We start from the raw sequence: 15809 nt of genomic DNA, 5'->3' as shown, positions 1-15809 counted from the left end.
TGCGGCGAGCGTGCGGTGCGCTATCGCACCCGTGCGGCGGTGCGAATTCGCACATGGGCGGGGCTAGGCGCGTGCGGCCTCGCGGATCGCTTCTTCCAGGATGTCCATGCCGCGCTCAAGCACGGCATCCTCGGTGGTGAGCGGCGCGTGGATGCGGATGACGTTGCCGTGCAGCCCCGCGCTTAGCAGGATGAGGCCGCGCTCGCGGGCGCTCACGATGATGCGCTTGACGATCTCGGGGTCTTCGGCCCGGCTCTGGCGGTCGCGCACAAACTCGATCGCCCGCATGGCCCCCAGTCCGCGCGCCTCGCCCACCTGGGGGAACATGTCGTAGAAGGCGGCAAGCCGGGACTCCAGCTTGCCGCCTAGCCTTTCGGCCTGATCAAGCAGGCCGTGCTCGAACAGATCCAGCACCGCCAGGGCGGCGGCGCAGGCCAGCGGGTTACCGGCGTAGGTGCCACCCAGCCCGCCAGGGTTGGGCGCGTCCATCAGGTCGGCCCTGCCGATCACCGCCGAGAGCGGCAGGCCGCCCGCCAGGCTCTTGGCCACCGTGATCAGGTCGGGCACCACGCCGCTGTGCTCGATGGCAAACAGCTTGGATGTGCGCCCGAAGCCGCTCTGCACCTCGTCGGCGATCAGCAGGATGCCGTGGCGCGTGGCGATCTCGCGCAGGGTTTGCAGAAAGGCGGCGGGCGCTGGCACAAAGCCACCCTCGCCCATCACTGGCTCGATCAGGATGGCTGCCACCCGCTCGGGGGCGACCTGGGTGGCGAACAGCTCTTCTAGCGCTTCGATGGCCCGCTCGCTGGTCCAGCCCCGGTACTCCATGGGGTAGGGCGTGTGAAACACATCCGGCGCGAAGGGGCCAAAGTTTTGCTGGTAGGGCGTGGTCTTGCCGTTCAGCGTCATCCCCAGCAGGGTGCGCCCGTGGAAGCTGCGGTTGAAGCTGATGATGGCGCTGCGCCCGGTGGCGCTGCGGGCAATTTTTACCGCATTCTCCACCGCCTCGGCCCCGGTGGAAAGCAGGATAACCTTCTTGGCCTCCTCGCCGGGGGCCAGGGCGGCCAGGCGCTCGGCCAGGCGCAGGTATGGCTCGTACATGGCCACCTGGAAGCAGGTGTGCACCACCCGCTCAAGCTGGGCCTTCACCGCCTGCACCACCTGGGGGTGGTTGTGGCCCACGTTCAGCACGCCGATCCCGCCCGCAAAGTCGATGTACTCGCGTCCGTCCACATCCCACACCCGCGAACCCTCGGCCCGAGCAACGATGATCGGGTGGGCGGTCGATAGCCCGCGCGGCAGCACCGCCTCGCGCAGGGATTGGAGGCTATCGGTGCGTGTTTCTGCGACAACCATGTGTGCTGCTCCTTTTGGCCCGGCGTGGCGCTGGAACATGTGGCCCCTGGCCGCTTGCCTGCGCCGCTTGGGCCATTAATGCTCGCTGTCTTTTTGCCGAGGTCTGCGCTGAGTGTAGCGGGTTCGCTAGGCGATTACTATTCCCCTTAGGGATAAGACTGCCATGCGAACATATCGCCGTGCGGATAAAGCGGCGGCGCTCGTGCTATGCGGGTGAGCGGCGATGTCGTGCAGCTGAGGGGCGATGATTGGGCAAAAAGTGCTCATACAGCCTAAAAAGTGCTCATGCAGCGCAAAAAGTGATCGAGGGGTGCGGGTGAGTGATCGAGGGGTGCGGGTGAGTGATCGAGGGGTGCGGGTGAGTGATCGAGGAGTGCGGGTGAGTGATCGAGGGGTGCGGGTGAGTGATCGAGGGGTGCGGGTGAGTGATCGAGGAGTGCGGGTGAGTGATCGAGGAGTGCGGGTGAGTGATCGAGGAGTGCGGGTGAGTGATCGAGGGGTGCGGGTGAGTGATCGAGGAGTGCGGGTGAGTGATCGAGGGGTGCGGGTGAGTGATCATGCAGCGCAAAAAATAATCATGCAGTGCAAAAAATGACAATGCAGTGCCAGTAATCGATCATGGCGTGCAAAACGTGTCTTTAGCGGGGATGTGGAGGGCCGTGCTGCAGGGGTGCCCCCAGACCTAGTGTGGTCGCAGGCGCAGCAGCTGGGCGGCGAGCTGGATGCGGAAGCGGGTATCCGAGTCATTCAGGTCGAGGTGGCTGATCTCGGCGATGCGCTCAAGGCGGTAGCGCAGGGTCTTGGGGTGGATGAACAGGGCCTGGGCCGCCTGGGCCAGGTGGAAGCCATGGTTGGCAAACTCCACCAGCGTGGCGATCAGGGTCTGGCCGCTGCGGGCCTGCTCCAGCGGGCCGAGCAGCTCGTCGAGGAAATCGGCCTGGGCGGCCTGGTCGCCGCCCAGCACGCGGGGCAGCAGCAGCCGCTCGGCGGGCACAAAGCTGCCCGCGCCGATCAGCGGGATGAGCGACTGGATGTCGCGGTAGCTCTGCTGGATGCCCGCGACGCCCTGGCGCACGCGGCTGATGGTGAGCGACACATCATCGGCGGCCAGCTCGGCCCAGATCTGCTCGCCGGGCGCGCCCTGAGGCAGCAGGAAGGGGATCTGGTCGCCGTTGAGCGAGAGCAGGGCCGGGCCGCCCACGCGGGCGAGCCGCTGGCGCAGGCGGGTGGCCAGGCGCTCGCGGCGCTGGAAGGCCTCGGCGGAGAGCGGCAGCTCGACGTGCAGCTGGAACAGGCCCACGTGGTAGCTGGCGCTGGGGTCGAAGCCCAGCAGGCGGGCGCGCTCGAAGGTCTGGGGGGTATGGGCGAACGTCCCATCGAGCAGCGAGTCGAGGAAGGCGTAGCCCACGCGGGCCTCGCGGGTCTCCAGCTCGCGCTGGTGCAGGATGTGGAGCGCGGCGATGAAGGCGGCCTGCTCGGCGGCGCGCAGATCCAGCTCGCTGAGCGGGCGCGCGCCCTCGATGATCCAGATGCGGCCTACCGTCTCGTGCTTCAGGCGGATGGGGCAGATCACGCGGCCCGTCGCGCCCATATCGGGGGCGGAAGGGATGCGCACGGGGCCATAGGCGGCGGCCAGCTGCCCGGCGTAGCCGCCCAGCTCCAGAAAATGCTCGTAGTCCGAGGGCGTGCGGCCATCCTCTAGGGTGCGCAGGCGCACGGTGTCCTCGATCTGCGGGGCGCGGTGGGCGGCCAGCAGGCTGCCCTCCATGTCCTCGATCGTCACCGCGCGGTCGATCAGCCGCCCCAGCGCGTCGGCGATGTCCTGCAGGCTCTCGGCCTCCACCGCCGCGCTGGTGAGGGCGCGGTGGATGACCTCGGACTGCTGGATCTGATGGTACTGCTGCACCACCAGTGCCTGGAGCAGCTCCTCGGCGATCTGGGCGAAGGGGATCTCCCACGGGATCTCGATCAGCGGCAGGCCGATGCGGTCGGCCTCCTCGCGCATGCAGGTGGGGAAGTGCGTGAAGAACTGGGGCACAGCCAGGGCGATGGCGGCGATGCCACGGGCCTCCAGGGCGCGCAGCAGGGCCACCAGGTCAGCCTCCTCGCGGGGCCAGGCGTAGCCGGTGCTCAGCAGCAGCATGCCGGGGCGCACCCACGCGGCGGGGTCGGGGGTGTCGATCACGTGGACCCAGCGCACCTCGCGCTGGATGGCGGGCGCGCCAGCGACGATGCTGGCTTTGCGCAGCGAGTCGAACGTTAAGGCTTCTGTCAGTTGCACAGGCTCTGCCGCGATCTTGCGCCGAAAACGGCTGGGGCGTCTTTTGGATGGGGCTATCTTACCAGAAAACCAGCGCGGTCGGGTGAAAGACTACCCGATCGCGCTGGTTTTCGGCGCGGCGTATGGTGCGGCGGGCTAGGCCAGCGGCACGCGCAGCTCGATGGTGGTGCCCTCGCCCTCGACCGAGCGGATGCGGCACTCGCCGCCGATCAGGGCGGCGCGCTCGCGCATGTTCAGCAGGCCCAGCGACCCGCGCGAGGTGTAGGTGGCCTCCACCTGGGCCACGTTGAAGCCCTTGCCACGGTCGCGCACGCTGGCCACCAGGTTGTCCTCCTCCTGGTAGAGGTAGATCACCACCTCGGGCGATTTGGCGTGCTTGCGGGCGTTGTTCACGGCCTCCTGCACGATGATGAAGATCGCGCCCTCGATCTCGATCGGCAGGCGAGGGATGTTGGCGGGGGCCTCTAGGCGCACCTGCATACCGTTGGGGTCGCGGAAGCGGGCGGCGTACTGCTGGAGCGTGGCCAGCAGGCCCTGGGTCTCCAGGCCCAGCGGGCGCAGCTCGAACAGCAGGGTGCGGATGTCGTTGGCGGTTTTCTGCACCAGCTCCGAGAGGATGTCGAGCTCCTGGGGCACGCGCTCGGGCATGGCGCGCAGCAGCCGTTTGATGAACTCGATGTTCATGGCGATGGCGGCGACGCTCTGGGTGGGGCCATCGTGCAGGTCGCGGGCGATGGCGGTGCGCACCTCGGCCTCTTTGCTCAGCAGCCGGTCGCGCTCCTCTTTCAGGCTGCGCACCAACTGGGCGTTTTCCACCGCCACGGCGGCCTGGCTGGCCAGGGTGTTCATCAGGCGCAGGTCTTGGTCGGTGAAGGGGCCGCCGGAGCGCTTGTTGAGGATCTGGATGACGCCCACCACGCGCTCGCCGCGCTTCATGGGCACGCAGAGCATGGATTTGGTGATGTAGTCGGTGGCCAGCGAGATGCCATCGAACCAGCGGGGATCCTGCTCGACATCGTTGACGATCTGGCCGATGCCGTTGGTGGCAACCCACCCGGCGATGCCCTTATCGAGGGGGATGCGGAAGTCGCGGGTCTCGTTCGGCCCCAGGTCGCTGGCCTCCAGCACCAGCTCGTGCTGCTGCTCATCCACGAGCATGATCGAGATGCGCTCAGCCCCGATCACCTCGGGCGCGCGGCGCTTGATCTCCTCCATCAGGCTGGGCAGATCGAGGTTGGCGGCCAGCGACTGGCTGACATCGTAGAGCAGGTGCAGCTCGCGCAGGTCTTGCTCGGCGCGGTGCAGCATGGCCAGCTTGTCGGCCTCGCCGCCCAGGGCGCGCACCACCAGCACCACCATATCTTCCTCGGCGTGGGCGGCGGCGGTGTTCTCTGGCTCGCCCTCGCGCACCACCAGGTGCAGCAGGCCGACCATCTGGTTGTTGCTGCGGATAGTCAGCTCGACGAGCTGGCGGTCGTCGTCGAGGGCGTAGTAGCCGATGGCTGGCTCGGTATTTTCGGTGCGGCGCGAGAACGAGTCGCGGGCCTCGGCGATGGTGTTGGCCACCTCGGCGTCGAGATTGCCGTACTCGAAGGCCAGCAGTTCGCCGTGGGGGGCTTGATAGATTAGCGCCCCAGCCTGAGCGGGCCAGAAGGTGATCAGGCGCTCAAGGGAGGCGCGGAGAAGGCTGGGCACATCCGGGTAGCCACCTGCGGAAATGAGCTGCCCAAGGGTTTGGATCTGACGCTGGTCGATAATCGACGGAGACATAACTCAACCTCGCGAATGTTGTAGGGCCGCAGTGCGGTGCTGCCACAGCGGAGTGTGGATAATAACTGTACTGCATGGCCATAGCGATGTCAACGCTTTTGCTACTTGAAATTGTGATATAATTCACGTATACTTGTTACAAAAAGCACAATCAGAAATGGATCACCCTAGCAGGCGATGCAGCAAAGATGCCACGATCCTTTTAGAACGCTGCATGCTGTGGTCTGATTGTTGCACCATAGAGCGGCAACGCTGCCACGGCCATACTCCAGGGCCTATGCGCCCCGGTAGTACAGGGCTGAAAACGAACAGCTGTCGTAACCAGCGAGCAAATGTGCGGCGACGAAGCCCACGTGACTCAATTCGACTGAGTGCGCGAAGGGAGCTTGACATATGGATATGGTACAGAATACGCAGGGCAATCCGACCGACGGCGTGGCGCAGGCTCCGATCTCCCACCGCGTGGGCGGCACCCGCCCGCGCGTGGTGGTGGTTGGCGCTGGCTTCGGCGGCCTGAATGTGGCCAAGGCGCTGGGCGGCCAGCCGGTGGATGTGCTGATCCTCGATCGCAACAACTACCACGGCTTCTGGCCGCTGCTCTACCAGGTGGCCACCGCCGGCCTTGAGCCGGAGTCGATCGCCTCGGCGGTGCGCGGCATCATCCGCCGCCACAGCAACATCGACTTCCTGATGACCGAGGTGAGCGGGGTCGACTTCGCCCAGAAGCGCGTGATCACCGAGGCTGGGCGGGTGCCCTACGACTACCTGGTGCTGGCCGCAGGCAGCGCCAATAACTACTTTGGCAACGATGAGCTGGCGAAATACACCTTTGGCCTGAAAGATATCGACGAGGCCGAGCTGCTGCGCAACCAGGTGCTCGGCTCGTTCGAGCGGGCCATGTGCGAGCGCGACCCCGAGCGCCGCAGGGCCATGATGACCTTTGTGGTGATCGGCGGCGGTCCGACCGGCGTGGAGCTGGTGGGCGCGTTCGAGGAGCTGATCCGCCACGTGCTAAAGAAGGACTATCCGGCGCTGGATGTGCGTGAGGCCAAGGTGGTGCTGCTAGAGGCCGCCGATAAGCTGCTGGCCCCGTTCCCCGCCTCGCTGCAGCGCAAGGCGCTCAAGCGGCTCACCCGCATGGGCGTGGAGGTGCGGCTGCAGGCCGCCGTGGCCGAGGCGCGGCAGGGCGAGGTGGCGCTGAAGGATGGCACGGTCATCCGCTCGGATACGGTGGTGTGGGCCGCAGGCGTGCGCGCCGCCAAGGTAGCCGATGCGCTGGGGGTGGAGCAGGCCCGCGGCGCGCGCGTGAAGATCACGCCGACCCTGACCCTGCCCGACAAGCCCGAGGTGTTCGTGATCGGCGACATGGCCTACCTGGAGGGCTACAAGCCCGGCGTGGCCTACCCCATGGTTGCGCCGGTGGCGGTGCAGATGGGCAAGCTGGCCGCCGAGAACATCCTGCGCAGCGAGCAGGGCGAGCCGCAGCATGCCTTCCACTACTTCGACAAGGGCCAGATGGCCACGATCGGGCGCAGCTCGGCGGTGTTCGACTCGTTTGGCATCCGCATGAGCGGCTTCGTGGCCTGGGTCGGCTGGCTGTTCGTGCACCTGCTCTACCTGATCGGCTTCCGCAACCGCCTGATCGTGATGACCAACTGGGCCTACAACTACTTTACCTACGACCGAGGCGTGCGCCTGATCAGCGGCCTGAAGCGCCAGCCCGCCGAGGCGGCGCGGCCTGCGGTGGATGCGTTTGCGGTGGATGCGGTGGCCGTGGCCCCCGAGGCCGTGGCCGAGCACAGCTGATGCTGGCAAATAGCATGCGCGCGGGCGAGGCATTGCTGCCTCGCCCGTGTTTTTTACCGGCGCTGCGCTGGTCGGCCAAGGGCAGATGGCGGCACCCCCGGCGGCCCATACCGCACTAGTAATGTAATTATTGCCATATGGACTGGGTGTGGACTTCCGGCTTTTCCCCTTGGTGGTAAACCGGCTTTTGCGCGCGCTCGCGTCCTCGTGGTAAACCGGCTCTTGGGTCGTTTTGGTGGTGAATTGGTGCTTTTGTACGCGGGCAGCGGCGAATGATCTGGCCAGATGTACTATAATTTGTGCATCAGATCGGCTGAATAGCATTGTTGCCCATCGGGGCAAGTGAGGAATAACCGCGCCTATGCCGCTTGACGCACCCCCGCCCTCGCCACAGGTCGAGACGAAGCCCGCCATCGACCTGGAGCTTGTGGTCGCCAGCGATGAGGAGCTTGAGAAGCCCTACCGCGTGATCATCGAGAACGATGATGTGACGCCGATGGACTTTGTGGTGGCCGTGCTGGTGACGATCTTCGCGCTTGATGTGGATCAGGCGTATCAGGTGATGTTCGAGGCCCACCATCAGGGCCACGCACTCGTGACCGTGCTGCCCTTTCAGGAGGCGCAGGATCGCGTGTACGCGGCCCAGAGCATCGCGCGCGACTCGGGGTACCCGCTGAGCTTCTACCTGGAGCCAGATAGCTAGCTGCGGCTCTGGCGCTTCTTGTAGGCGCTGAAGTGGGCCTGCTTGCGCTCGCTCTCCTCCATGCCCTGCCCAAGCTGCGAGGCTAGATCCTGGTAGGCGGCGGCGGCGGGCGCGGGCATGGCTGGTGCGGCAGCCAGGCTGGCCTGCATCACGGCCTGGGCCTGCTCGCGCTGGCCCTCGCGCTCCAGCCGCAGCGCCTCGCGGGCGGCGGCGGCCAGCTCCACCTCGGCGGCCCGCGCCAGCAGATCCTCGCGCACCCCCACCTGCTGCACGATCGCGTCGGCCTGGTAGCTGAAGGCTACCGAGGTGGCCAGATGCTGGTGCTTCCCGCTCAGATCCGCGTAGCTTAGCTCGCCGCCGATCACCACGCTGGTGCCCACCGTATCGGTCGGCGTCGTGACCCGCGTGTAGATCATGCGGCGCTCGCCCGCGCACATGTCGCCCAGGAACACCCGCAGGCGCTCGGCGCTGCGCTCGTGGGGCAGCCCGCCCATGATCTCGACCGCCACCCCGCGCGGCGCGCCGATGCTGAGCGTGGCCTCGCGCGCGGTGATGGTGAGCAGCTCGCCCAGCTCGCTGCGGAAGACCTCGGGGATCTGCTGGGGGCGCTCGATGAAGTAGAAGTGCCCGCCGCCCTGCTCGGCCAGCAGCTCCAGCAGCTGCTCGTTGAAGTCCAGCCCCACGCCAAAGGTCGAGGTGGCCACCCCGCGCTTGCGCAGCTCGCGGGCGTGCACCGACAGCTCCTCCACATCCACGATCCCGGCATTGGCCAGCCCATCCGTCAGCAGCAGCGCGCGGGTGATATTCTCGGCCTGCAGCTGCTCGGCGATCAGGCGGCAGCCCTCCAGCCAGCCCCCGCTGAGGTTGGTGGAGCCGCCGGGGCGCAGCTGCAGGATGTCGCGCTGCATGGCCTGCTTGGCGCTGGGCGTCACCAGGGTGCTGGGCGCGATAGTGGTGATGGTGTCGTCGTAGGCGATGATCGCGGCGCGGTCGCCTGGCCCCAGCAGGTCGAGCACGTGGCAGGCGGCCTGCTGGACATAGTGGAGCTTCTCGCCGTGCATCGAGCCGCTGCGGTCGATCACCAGGGCGATGTTGAGCGGGGCGCGCGCTGCGGCCTTGGGCTGCTCGGCGGCTTCGACGACCCACTCGATGATACGCTGCGACGAGACCTCGCTGGCGACCAGGCTCTGATCGCTTAGGGCCGTAAGAGTGATCCGTGCTGCCATGGTGGTGCTCCTTTTCCAGCGGCGGGCGCTGGGCCTAGCTACGGAAGATCGAGCGCGCGTGCTCGATCAGCTTTTGGATCTGTTTCTGCGCCTGCTCCTGGATGTCGCTGCGGATGTGCAGTTCGACGCCAGGGGCCAGCGGGATGCGCTGCCAGTGCTCGTGCGCCGCCTCTTCGACGCTGGGCTTGGGGGCGATCAGCCGCCGTAGGAAGCCCTCGGCCTGCTTGGGCGCGGCTGGGGGCGGCGCACTGGGCGCTGGTGCCCCAGCGGGCGCCGGTGGCGGTGCCATTGGCGCTGGCGGCGCTGGGCGCGGCAGCTGGCTGCTGCGCTTCTGCTGCTCAAGGATGCCGGTGATATAGTCGCTGGCGCTCTCGGGCGCGGGCGCGGCGGCTGGCTGCATTTCGCCGAGCTCGCGCAGCATGGCCTCGACCCCTTCGGTATCGAGTGCGGCGATGCGGTCGCGGATCTCGTTCAGCGGCAGGTAGGCGGCCTTGAGCCGCGCGATCAGGCGCAGCCGCTGCACATAGTCGGCGGTGTAGCGCGTGTACTTGCCCTGCACATGCGGCGGCGGTAGCAGCCCCTCGCTGGTGTAGTAGCGGATGGTGCGCGGGGTCACATCCGCCTGGCTGGCTAGCTCGCCGATGGTGAGCATGTCGGTTGTGGTGTCGGTATCGCTCATCGTGTGTCCTTGTTGCAGGGATTATAACAGTATTACGTTATACTGTCAATAGGCAGATAACCTAGGATAGACGACAGCGCCCCATTCCACGCTTTTCTTGTGGAATGGGGCGCTGTGATGCGGAGAATCTCTACCCCAGCAGCTGCTCAAGACGATCGACATAATGCGAAAGGACGCTGAACGCATCGTTGACCGGCTCGGGCGAGAGCATGTCCACCCCGGCGCGCTTCAGCACATCGATCGGGTAAAGCGAGCTGCCCGAGCGCAGGAAGGTGAGGTAGCGATCCACCGCGCCCGGCTCGCCATCCAGCACGTGGCGAGCCAGCGTGTGGGCCGCCGAGATACCGGTGGCGTACTGGTAGACATAGAAGTTGGCATAGAGGTGGGTGGAGAACTGGCACCAGGTGCTGCCGATCCGGTCGGCGTCGATCACCACCTCGTCGCCGTAGCCCTCGCGGAACAGATCGGCCATCAGCTGGATCATGCTCTGCGCCGTGAGGCCCTCGCCGCGCTCGGCTCGCTGGTGGATCTCCAGCTCGAAGCGGGCCAGGGTGGGCATGACAAAGAAGTAGCGGTGGAAGTTACTCATCGCCTCTTCGATCAGGCTGATCTGGAAGTCGCGGTCGGGGTTGGTGCGCAGCAGGTGGTCGCGCACCAGCGCCTGGTTAAAGTTGGACGCGACCTCGGCCACAAAGATGCCGTAGTTGGCGTAGATATAGGGCTGGCTGCCCCAGGTGAGGTACGAGTGCATCGAGTGCCCCAGCTCGTGGGCCAGCGTGCTCATGCTAAAAATGTCGTCGTTGTAGTTCATCAGGATGAATGGGCGTGCACCCACCGTGCCAGTGGAAAATGCGCCCATGCGCTTGCCTTTGTTGGGGTAGATGTCAACCCAACGGTCGGTGGTCATCCCGCGCCGCATGATCGCGCTGTACTCCGGCCCCAGCGGCTTGAGCCCCTCAACTATCCACTCGATCGACTGCTCGTAGGGCACCACGATCTGCTTTTTGGCCAGCGGCGCTTTGATGTCGTACACGTGCAGCTGATCGTAGCCGTGGGTCTTGCGCAGCAGCCGCCAGTAGCGATGCCAGGTAGGCAGGTTGGCCTGGAAGGTTTTGATCAGCTGGTGGAAGACCTCGCTGGGGATGTGGGTCTCGGCCAGGGCCGCATCGAGCGCCGAGGGGTAGCGGCGGGCCTGGGCGGTGAAGATGTTCTGCTTGACCCCGGTGGAGAGGCAGGTGGCCATAGTGTTTTTGACGGCCAGGTGGGCGTCGGCGTAGCCCTGCCATGCGGTGCGGCGGGTCTCGCGGTCGGGGGATGCCAGCAGGGCGTTGATGTTGCCCTGGGCGATGGGAATCTGGGTGCCGTCGGCGGCGGTGGCGTGGCCAAACTGCAGGTCGGCATCGGCCAGGATGGCGTGGATGGATGCGGCGTTGGCGAACGGCTCGCTCACTGCGCTGAGCAGGGCTTCGACATCGGCAGATCCGATATGCTCTTTGCGCTTGGCCAGGCTCGTGAAGTAGTGGGCCAGTGGCTTCATGCGCTCGTCATGCGCGGTCCACTCGGCCAGCTGCTGCGAGCTGATCGCCAGCAGCTCTGGCTCGGCGAAGGCGGCGGCGGCCTGGGCGCGGGCCACGATACCGACCGCGCGCGCCTGGCGGGCCAGGGCATCTTGGTTGCCGACATCGACGGTGTAGAACATGGTGGCGTAGAGGACGATCTTTTCCACGCTGCCCATGGTCTGCTCCAGCGCGCTGAACCAGGTGGCAATAGTGGCGGGGCCTTCGTGCAGCCGCCCGCGGAAGGCCGCCAGCGCGGGGAGCTGGGACTCGACAAGCGCTATCTCGCGCTCCCACTCGGCATCGGATGGAAAGACGCTGGCGGTGTCCCAGGTGGATTCGAGCGGGATCTCGGCGCGCGGGCGAACGGCCGTTGTCATAGGGCTACTCCTTTTATTACGAGCGGTGTTGGCCGCTCAAAGAATCATAGTGGTGACGCCTCCAGCACATGAATAGGAATGGAATCGCCCGCAGCCTCCTAACGGGAGCTACGGGCGTCGGGTCGACATACGAGGAACCCCCGACTAATTGGTGTCAGGCGTCGAGCTTGCCCTCGGCCAGCCAGCGCTCGATGATCTCGCGCGCGCCCTTGGATGCGACGGCGCGGTGGCTGATCTGGTTCTTGCGCTCGGGCGGCAGCTCGGCCATGGTCTTGTTCTCATCCAGCACGTAGAACACCGGGTCGTAGCCAAAGCCGAAGCTGCCGCGCGGCTCGTTCTCGATCACGCCCGAGACCGTGCCCTCCACCAGCTCGATGGGGCCGCCCGGCCTGGTGATGGCGATGGCGCACACGAAGCGGGCCAGCCGCTCGTGGAAGGGCACGCTGGCCAGGTTCTTGAGCAGCAGGTTGATGCGGTCGGCGTCGGTCGCGCCGGGGCCAGCATAGCGGGCCGAGCGCACGCCTGGGTCGCCGCCCAGCGCCGCCACCTCTAGCCCCGAGTCGTCGGCCAGGGTGGCCAGGCCGCTGCGCTGGGCGTAGTATTCGGCCTTGAGCTGGGCGTTGGCCGCGAAGGTGGTGCCGGTTTCCTCCACATCGTCGCTGATGCCGACATCGCGCAGCGAGCGCAGCGCGACGGGCAGACCCGCGAAGATCGCGCTGTACTCTTCGAGCTTGTGGAGATTGGTGGTGGCGATAAGCAGCGTCTGCATGGGTTTCTACCTCATTTGCCTTGGTTATTGAACGAACATATGGATCAGATCGGGGGCCAGCCTGCCCAGCCAGGCGATGCCGATGAAGCGCAGCGTCTTGCCGGCCAGACACGCGGCCAGATAGCGCCAGAATGGCATGCGCATGGTGCCTGCGGCGATGCCCGCGAAGTCGAAGAGCGGGCTGGGGATGATCGCCAGCACAAAGATCGTGAGCATGCCCCAGCGGCGGACAAAGCGCTCGATCGTGGTGTAGAACGTGGTTCGTTGGGCGAATGCATTCCCGCCTATACCCGCCATATAGCCGGTGATCTCGCCCAGCGCAGCCGCCACGCCGCTGATAATGCCCACCAGCCATGGGTTCAGCGTGCTGCCCGCCACGAAGCTGAGCCCAATGGCAGGCGATGGCAGCACTAGCGTGGCGCTAGAGAGCAGCGTGAAGACAAACAGGCCGATATAGCCATAGTTGCCCAGGCTTTCAAGAAACCCTTTGGGGATAAAGGCCAGGGCAACAGTAAGCGCGATGGTGCCTGCCACCAGCAGCACCGAGCGCCACGGAAACGCCGCTTTGGGCGCTGTCTTGATCGGCTCGGCGTCGGCGGCGAGCGGGATGGGAGTCGTGTCTTCCACAGGTGTCCTCGCGGTTGTGAATATGACGCCCGGCAGAGTAGCGGTTTTTGCGGGCGCTGTCAACTGTTGACGCGGTATGGGCGCTCAGGTAGAATGGAGCCGATTTCACCGAGCGTCACAATCATAAGGGCACAAATATCTATGGCACACTCAGCAGAGCTTGAATCGAACCGCGCGCAGGGCGCTGCGGTGGCGAAAGAGCTGCTTCTGGCGATGCGCCCGAAAGACTGGATCAAGAACGTCTTCGTTTTCGCGGCGATCGCTTTTTCCTCGGGCCGACTCTGGATGAACCCTGTTGCGGTGGCGATTGTTATCGCCGCATTCTTGCTGTTCTGTATGGTCGCAGGCTCGATCTACCTGATCAACGACCTGGTGGATATCGAGAAGGACCGCGCGCACCCCAAGAAGCGCAACCGCCCGCTGGCCTCGGGGCGGCTCAGCCCCACGGTGGCCAAGGTGGCGGCGGTGGTGTTTCTGTGCGTGGCCATCCCTTCGGCCTTCGCGCTGGATGCCATCTGGGTGAGCTGGCAGGGCGATGCCCAGCCGTGGTGGCACCAGATCGACTTTGGCGTGGTGCTGCTCAGCTACATGGTGATCCAGGGCATTCTCTACTCATACTATCTGAAAAATGTGGTGCTGCTGGATGTGTTTACGATCGCCGCTGGTTTTGTGCTGCGGGCGATCGCGGGCGCGATGGTGCTCGACATCCAGATCACCGAGTGGCTGCTGGTGTGCATGGGTCTGCTGTCGCTGTTCCTGGCCTTCGCCAAGCGCCGCGCCGAGCTGGTGCTGCTGGAGGGCGGCGCGGGCGAGCACCGCAAGATCCTGCAGGAGTACTCGCTGCCCATGCTCGACCAGATGATGTCGATCGTGACGGCGGCGATCATCGTGGCCTACACCTTCTTCACCACGTCCTCGCCCACACTGCCCAAAACCCACGGCGGCTTCTCGGTGATGCTGTTCACGGTGCCGCTGGTGGTCTACGCGATTTTCCGCTATCTCTACCTGATCTACAAGAAGGGCGGCGGCGGCAACCCGGCGGACATCGTGATCGGCGACCGCCCGTTCACCATCTCGCTGGTGCTGTGGGGCGTGCTGTCGATGGCGCTGCTGGTGCTCGCGCCGCTGTTTTCGCGCTAGGGTGGGGCTGCGATGCGCACATTTGTGAAGTTTGGCGGCTCGGTGATCACCGACAAGACCCAGCCCGAGACGCCGGATCTGCCCATGATCGCCCAGCTGGCCGCCGAGCTGCGCCAGGCGCTGGATGCGGGCGCGGGGCCGCTGGTGCTGGGCCACGGCAGCGGCTCGTATGGCCACGTGTATGCCAAGCGCTACGGCGTGCACACCGGCATCGCCGACGGCGGCGACTGGCTGGGCTACGCGCTGACCTCGGCGGCGGCGCTGCGCCTGAACCGGATCGTGGTGGATGCGCTGCTGGCGGCGGGCGTGCCCGCGCTGTCGCTGCAGCCCTCGGCCACGGCGCAGGCCGAGGCGGGCACCCTCACGCGGTGGGATACCGGCGCGCTCGGGCGGGCGCTGGCCAGGGGGCTGGTGCCGGTGGTGCACGGCGACGTGGCGTTTGACGCCGCGCAAGGCTCGGCGATCATCTCCACCGAGCAGCTGCTGGTGGCGCTGGCCGCCGATACGGCGCTGGCCCCGGCCCGCGTGGTGCTGGTGGGCGAGTCGGGCGTCTACACCGCCGACCCGCGCGCCAACCCCGTCGCCGAGCGCATCCCGCAGATCACCCGCGCCAATATCGGCGAGGTGCTGGCGCTGGCGGGCGGGTCGCACGGCGTGGATGTGACCGGCGGCATGCGCGGCAAGGTGGCCCTGATGTGGCAGCTGATCGAGCAGAACCCGGCGCTGGAGGTGCACCTGATCGGCAGCGCGCCTGGGCTGCTGGCCCGCGCCCTGCTGGGCAGGGCGCAGGGCGAGGGTACGCTGATCCGCGCAGGCTAGATCTCATCCATGGTGGTGACAGTGCCCACGCGGTCGAACATCAGGAAGGCCACGGGCAGGCCGATCACGCTGGCGGCCATGGCCCAGGCCAGCGCCAGCCAGACTAGGCTGGCCCACCAGCCGATCAGCACGAAGTAGATCGCCCGCGCCAGCAGCCCCAGCGTCGAGCCAGCGGGCACGCGGGGCGAGCGCTGCTGCAGCGTCATCACCGTGCCGGTGTGGTTGAGCATCCACAGCCCTAGGGGCATGCCGATAATTGTCAGGTTGAGCAGCCAGCCCGCCACGATCCACAGCGGGCCAAGCCACAGCCCGATGAACAAGAACCAGAGCGCCCGGATGATCAGGGGCTGCTGCGGCGTGATGGCGTTGGTGACATAGATATTGGTATTGTTGACCATGGCGGGCGTGTAGCCATAGCCGGGCGCGGCGGGCGGTATGTGCATCCCGCGCCCGCAGCTCACGCAGAAGCCCGCGCTGGTGGGGTTGGCGGCCCCGCATGTGGGGCATGCCACCGCCGCAGCGGTCTGGCGCTGCGGCTCGGCGGCGGCCTGCTGCGGCTCGGTGGCGGCGTAGGCGCTGCCGCAGACCACGCAGAACTGCGCGCCGTTGGGCAGGCGGGTGTCGCAGCGGCGGCAGTGGCGGGCGGTTGGCTGATCGAGTGCGATCATGGGGGCTGTCCTTTGCTCTTGCTCGTTTT

The 15809-nt window shown here is 66.4% G+C and carries 14 protein-coding genes; 4 read left to right on the top strand and 10 right to left on the bottom strand.

Annotation, left to right across the window (positions count from 1 at the left end; genetic code table 11):
* Positions 1 to 63 precede the first annotated feature (63 nt).
* From gabT to F8S13_05570, 4 genes are all read right to left on the bottom strand, one after another.
* Positions 64 to 1356 (bottom strand): 4-aminobutyrate--2-oxoglutarate transaminase, encoded by a 1293-nt coding sequence (gene gabT, locus F8S13_05585; GenBank protein ID KAB8144348.1) that lies wholly within the window; start codon positions 1354 to 1356, stop codon positions 64 to 66.
* A gap of 283 nt (positions 1357 to 1639) precedes the next feature.
* Positions 1640 to 1915 (bottom strand): hypothetical protein, encoded by a 276-nt coding sequence (locus F8S13_05580; protein KAB8144347.1) that lies wholly within the window; start codon positions 1913 to 1915, stop codon positions 1640 to 1642.
* Positions 1916 to 2038: 123 nt separating this feature from the next.
* Positions 2039 to 3637, bottom strand: coding sequence for a PucR family transcriptional regulator (locus F8S13_05575; protein ID KAB8144346.1), 1599 nt, complete (start codon positions 3635 to 3637; stop codon positions 2039 to 2041).
* Between the two features lie 135 nt (positions 3638 to 3772).
* Positions 3773 to 5407 carry a GAF domain-containing sensor histidine kinase gene (locus tag F8S13_05570; GenBank protein KAB8144345.1) on the bottom strand — a complete coding sequence of 545 codons (1635 nt, stop codon included), beginning with the start codon at positions 5405 to 5407 and terminating at the stop codon, positions 3773 to 3775.
* A gap of 399 nt (positions 5408 to 5806) precedes the next feature.
* Between F8S13_05570 and F8S13_05565 the strand changes: the two genes are divergently transcribed.
* Together F8S13_05565 and F8S13_05560 are read left to right on the top strand one after the other, a co-directional pair.
* Positions 5807 to 7213, top strand: coding sequence for an NAD(P)/FAD-dependent oxidoreductase (locus F8S13_05565; protein KAB8144674.1), 1407 nt, complete (start codon positions 5807 to 5809; stop codon positions 7211 to 7213).
* A gap of 361 nt (positions 7214 to 7574) precedes the next feature.
* Positions 7575 to 7916 (top strand): ATP-dependent Clp protease adaptor ClpS, encoded by a 342-nt coding sequence (locus F8S13_05560; protein KAB8144344.1) that lies wholly within the window; start codon positions 7575 to 7577, stop codon positions 7914 to 7916.
* Here the strand turns inward: F8S13_05560 and F8S13_05555 are convergent.
* From F8S13_05555 to F8S13_05535, 5 genes are all read right to left on the bottom strand, one after another.
* Positions 7913 to 9142: a VWA domain-containing protein gene (locus F8S13_05555; GenBank protein ID KAB8144343.1), complete on the bottom strand. Its 1230-nt coding sequence runs from the start codon at positions 9140 to 9142 to the stop codon at positions 7913 to 7915. The two genes, F8S13_05560 and F8S13_05555, sit on opposite strands and share 4 nt — an antisense overlap.
* A gap of 34 nt (positions 9143 to 9176) precedes the next feature.
* Complete coding sequence (locus F8S13_05550; GenBank protein KAB8144342.1) at positions 9177 to 9821, bottom strand: MerR family transcriptional regulator; 645 nt, start codon at positions 9819 to 9821, stop codon at positions 9177 to 9179.
* A 130-nt stretch (positions 9822 to 9951) separates the two neighbouring features.
* Positions 9952 to 11757 (bottom strand): oligoendopeptidase F, encoded by a 1806-nt coding sequence (gene pepF / locus F8S13_05545; protein ID KAB8144341.1) that lies wholly within the window; start codon positions 11755 to 11757, stop codon positions 9952 to 9954.
* Between the two features lie 154 nt (positions 11758 to 11911).
* Positions 11912 to 12526, bottom strand: a complete 615-nt coding sequence (locus F8S13_05540; protein KAB8144340.1) for an XTP/dITP diphosphatase — start codon at positions 12524 to 12526, stop codon at positions 11912 to 11914.
* Positions 12527 to 12550: 24 nt separating this feature from the next.
* Positions 12551 to 13231 (bottom strand): VTT domain-containing protein, encoded by a 681-nt coding sequence (locus tag F8S13_05535; protein KAB8144339.1) that lies wholly within the window; start codon positions 13229 to 13231, stop codon positions 12551 to 12553.
* A 63-nt stretch (positions 13232 to 13294) separates the two neighbouring features.
* On the opposite strand from F8S13_05535, the gene F8S13_05530 reads away from it, so the two are divergent.
* Positions 13295 to 14293, top strand: coding sequence for a decaprenyl-phosphate phosphoribosyltransferase (locus F8S13_05530; protein KAB8144338.1), 999 nt, complete (start codon positions 13295 to 13297; stop codon positions 14291 to 14293).
* Between the two features lie 12 nt (positions 14294 to 14305).
* A complete protein-coding gene (locus F8S13_05525; protein ID KAB8144337.1) occupies positions 14306 to 15112 on the top strand; it encodes an isopentenyl phosphate kinase family protein in 807 nt (268 codons plus the stop codon).
* Here the strand turns inward: F8S13_05525 and F8S13_05520 are convergent.
* Positions 15109 to 15780, bottom strand: a complete 672-nt coding sequence (locus F8S13_05520) for a hypothetical protein (protein ID KAB8144336.1) — start codon at positions 15778 to 15780, stop codon at positions 15109 to 15111. The genes F8S13_05525 and F8S13_05520 overlap by 4 nt on opposite strands.
* Positions 15781 to 15809 lie beyond the last annotated feature (29 nt).

Source organism: Chloroflexia bacterium SDU3-3, assembly GCA_009268125.1.
Lineage (GTDB): Bacteria > Chloroflexota > Chloroflexia > Chloroflexales > Roseiflexaceae > SDU3-3.
This window is presented reverse-complemented; position numbering and strand designations above follow the sequence as displayed.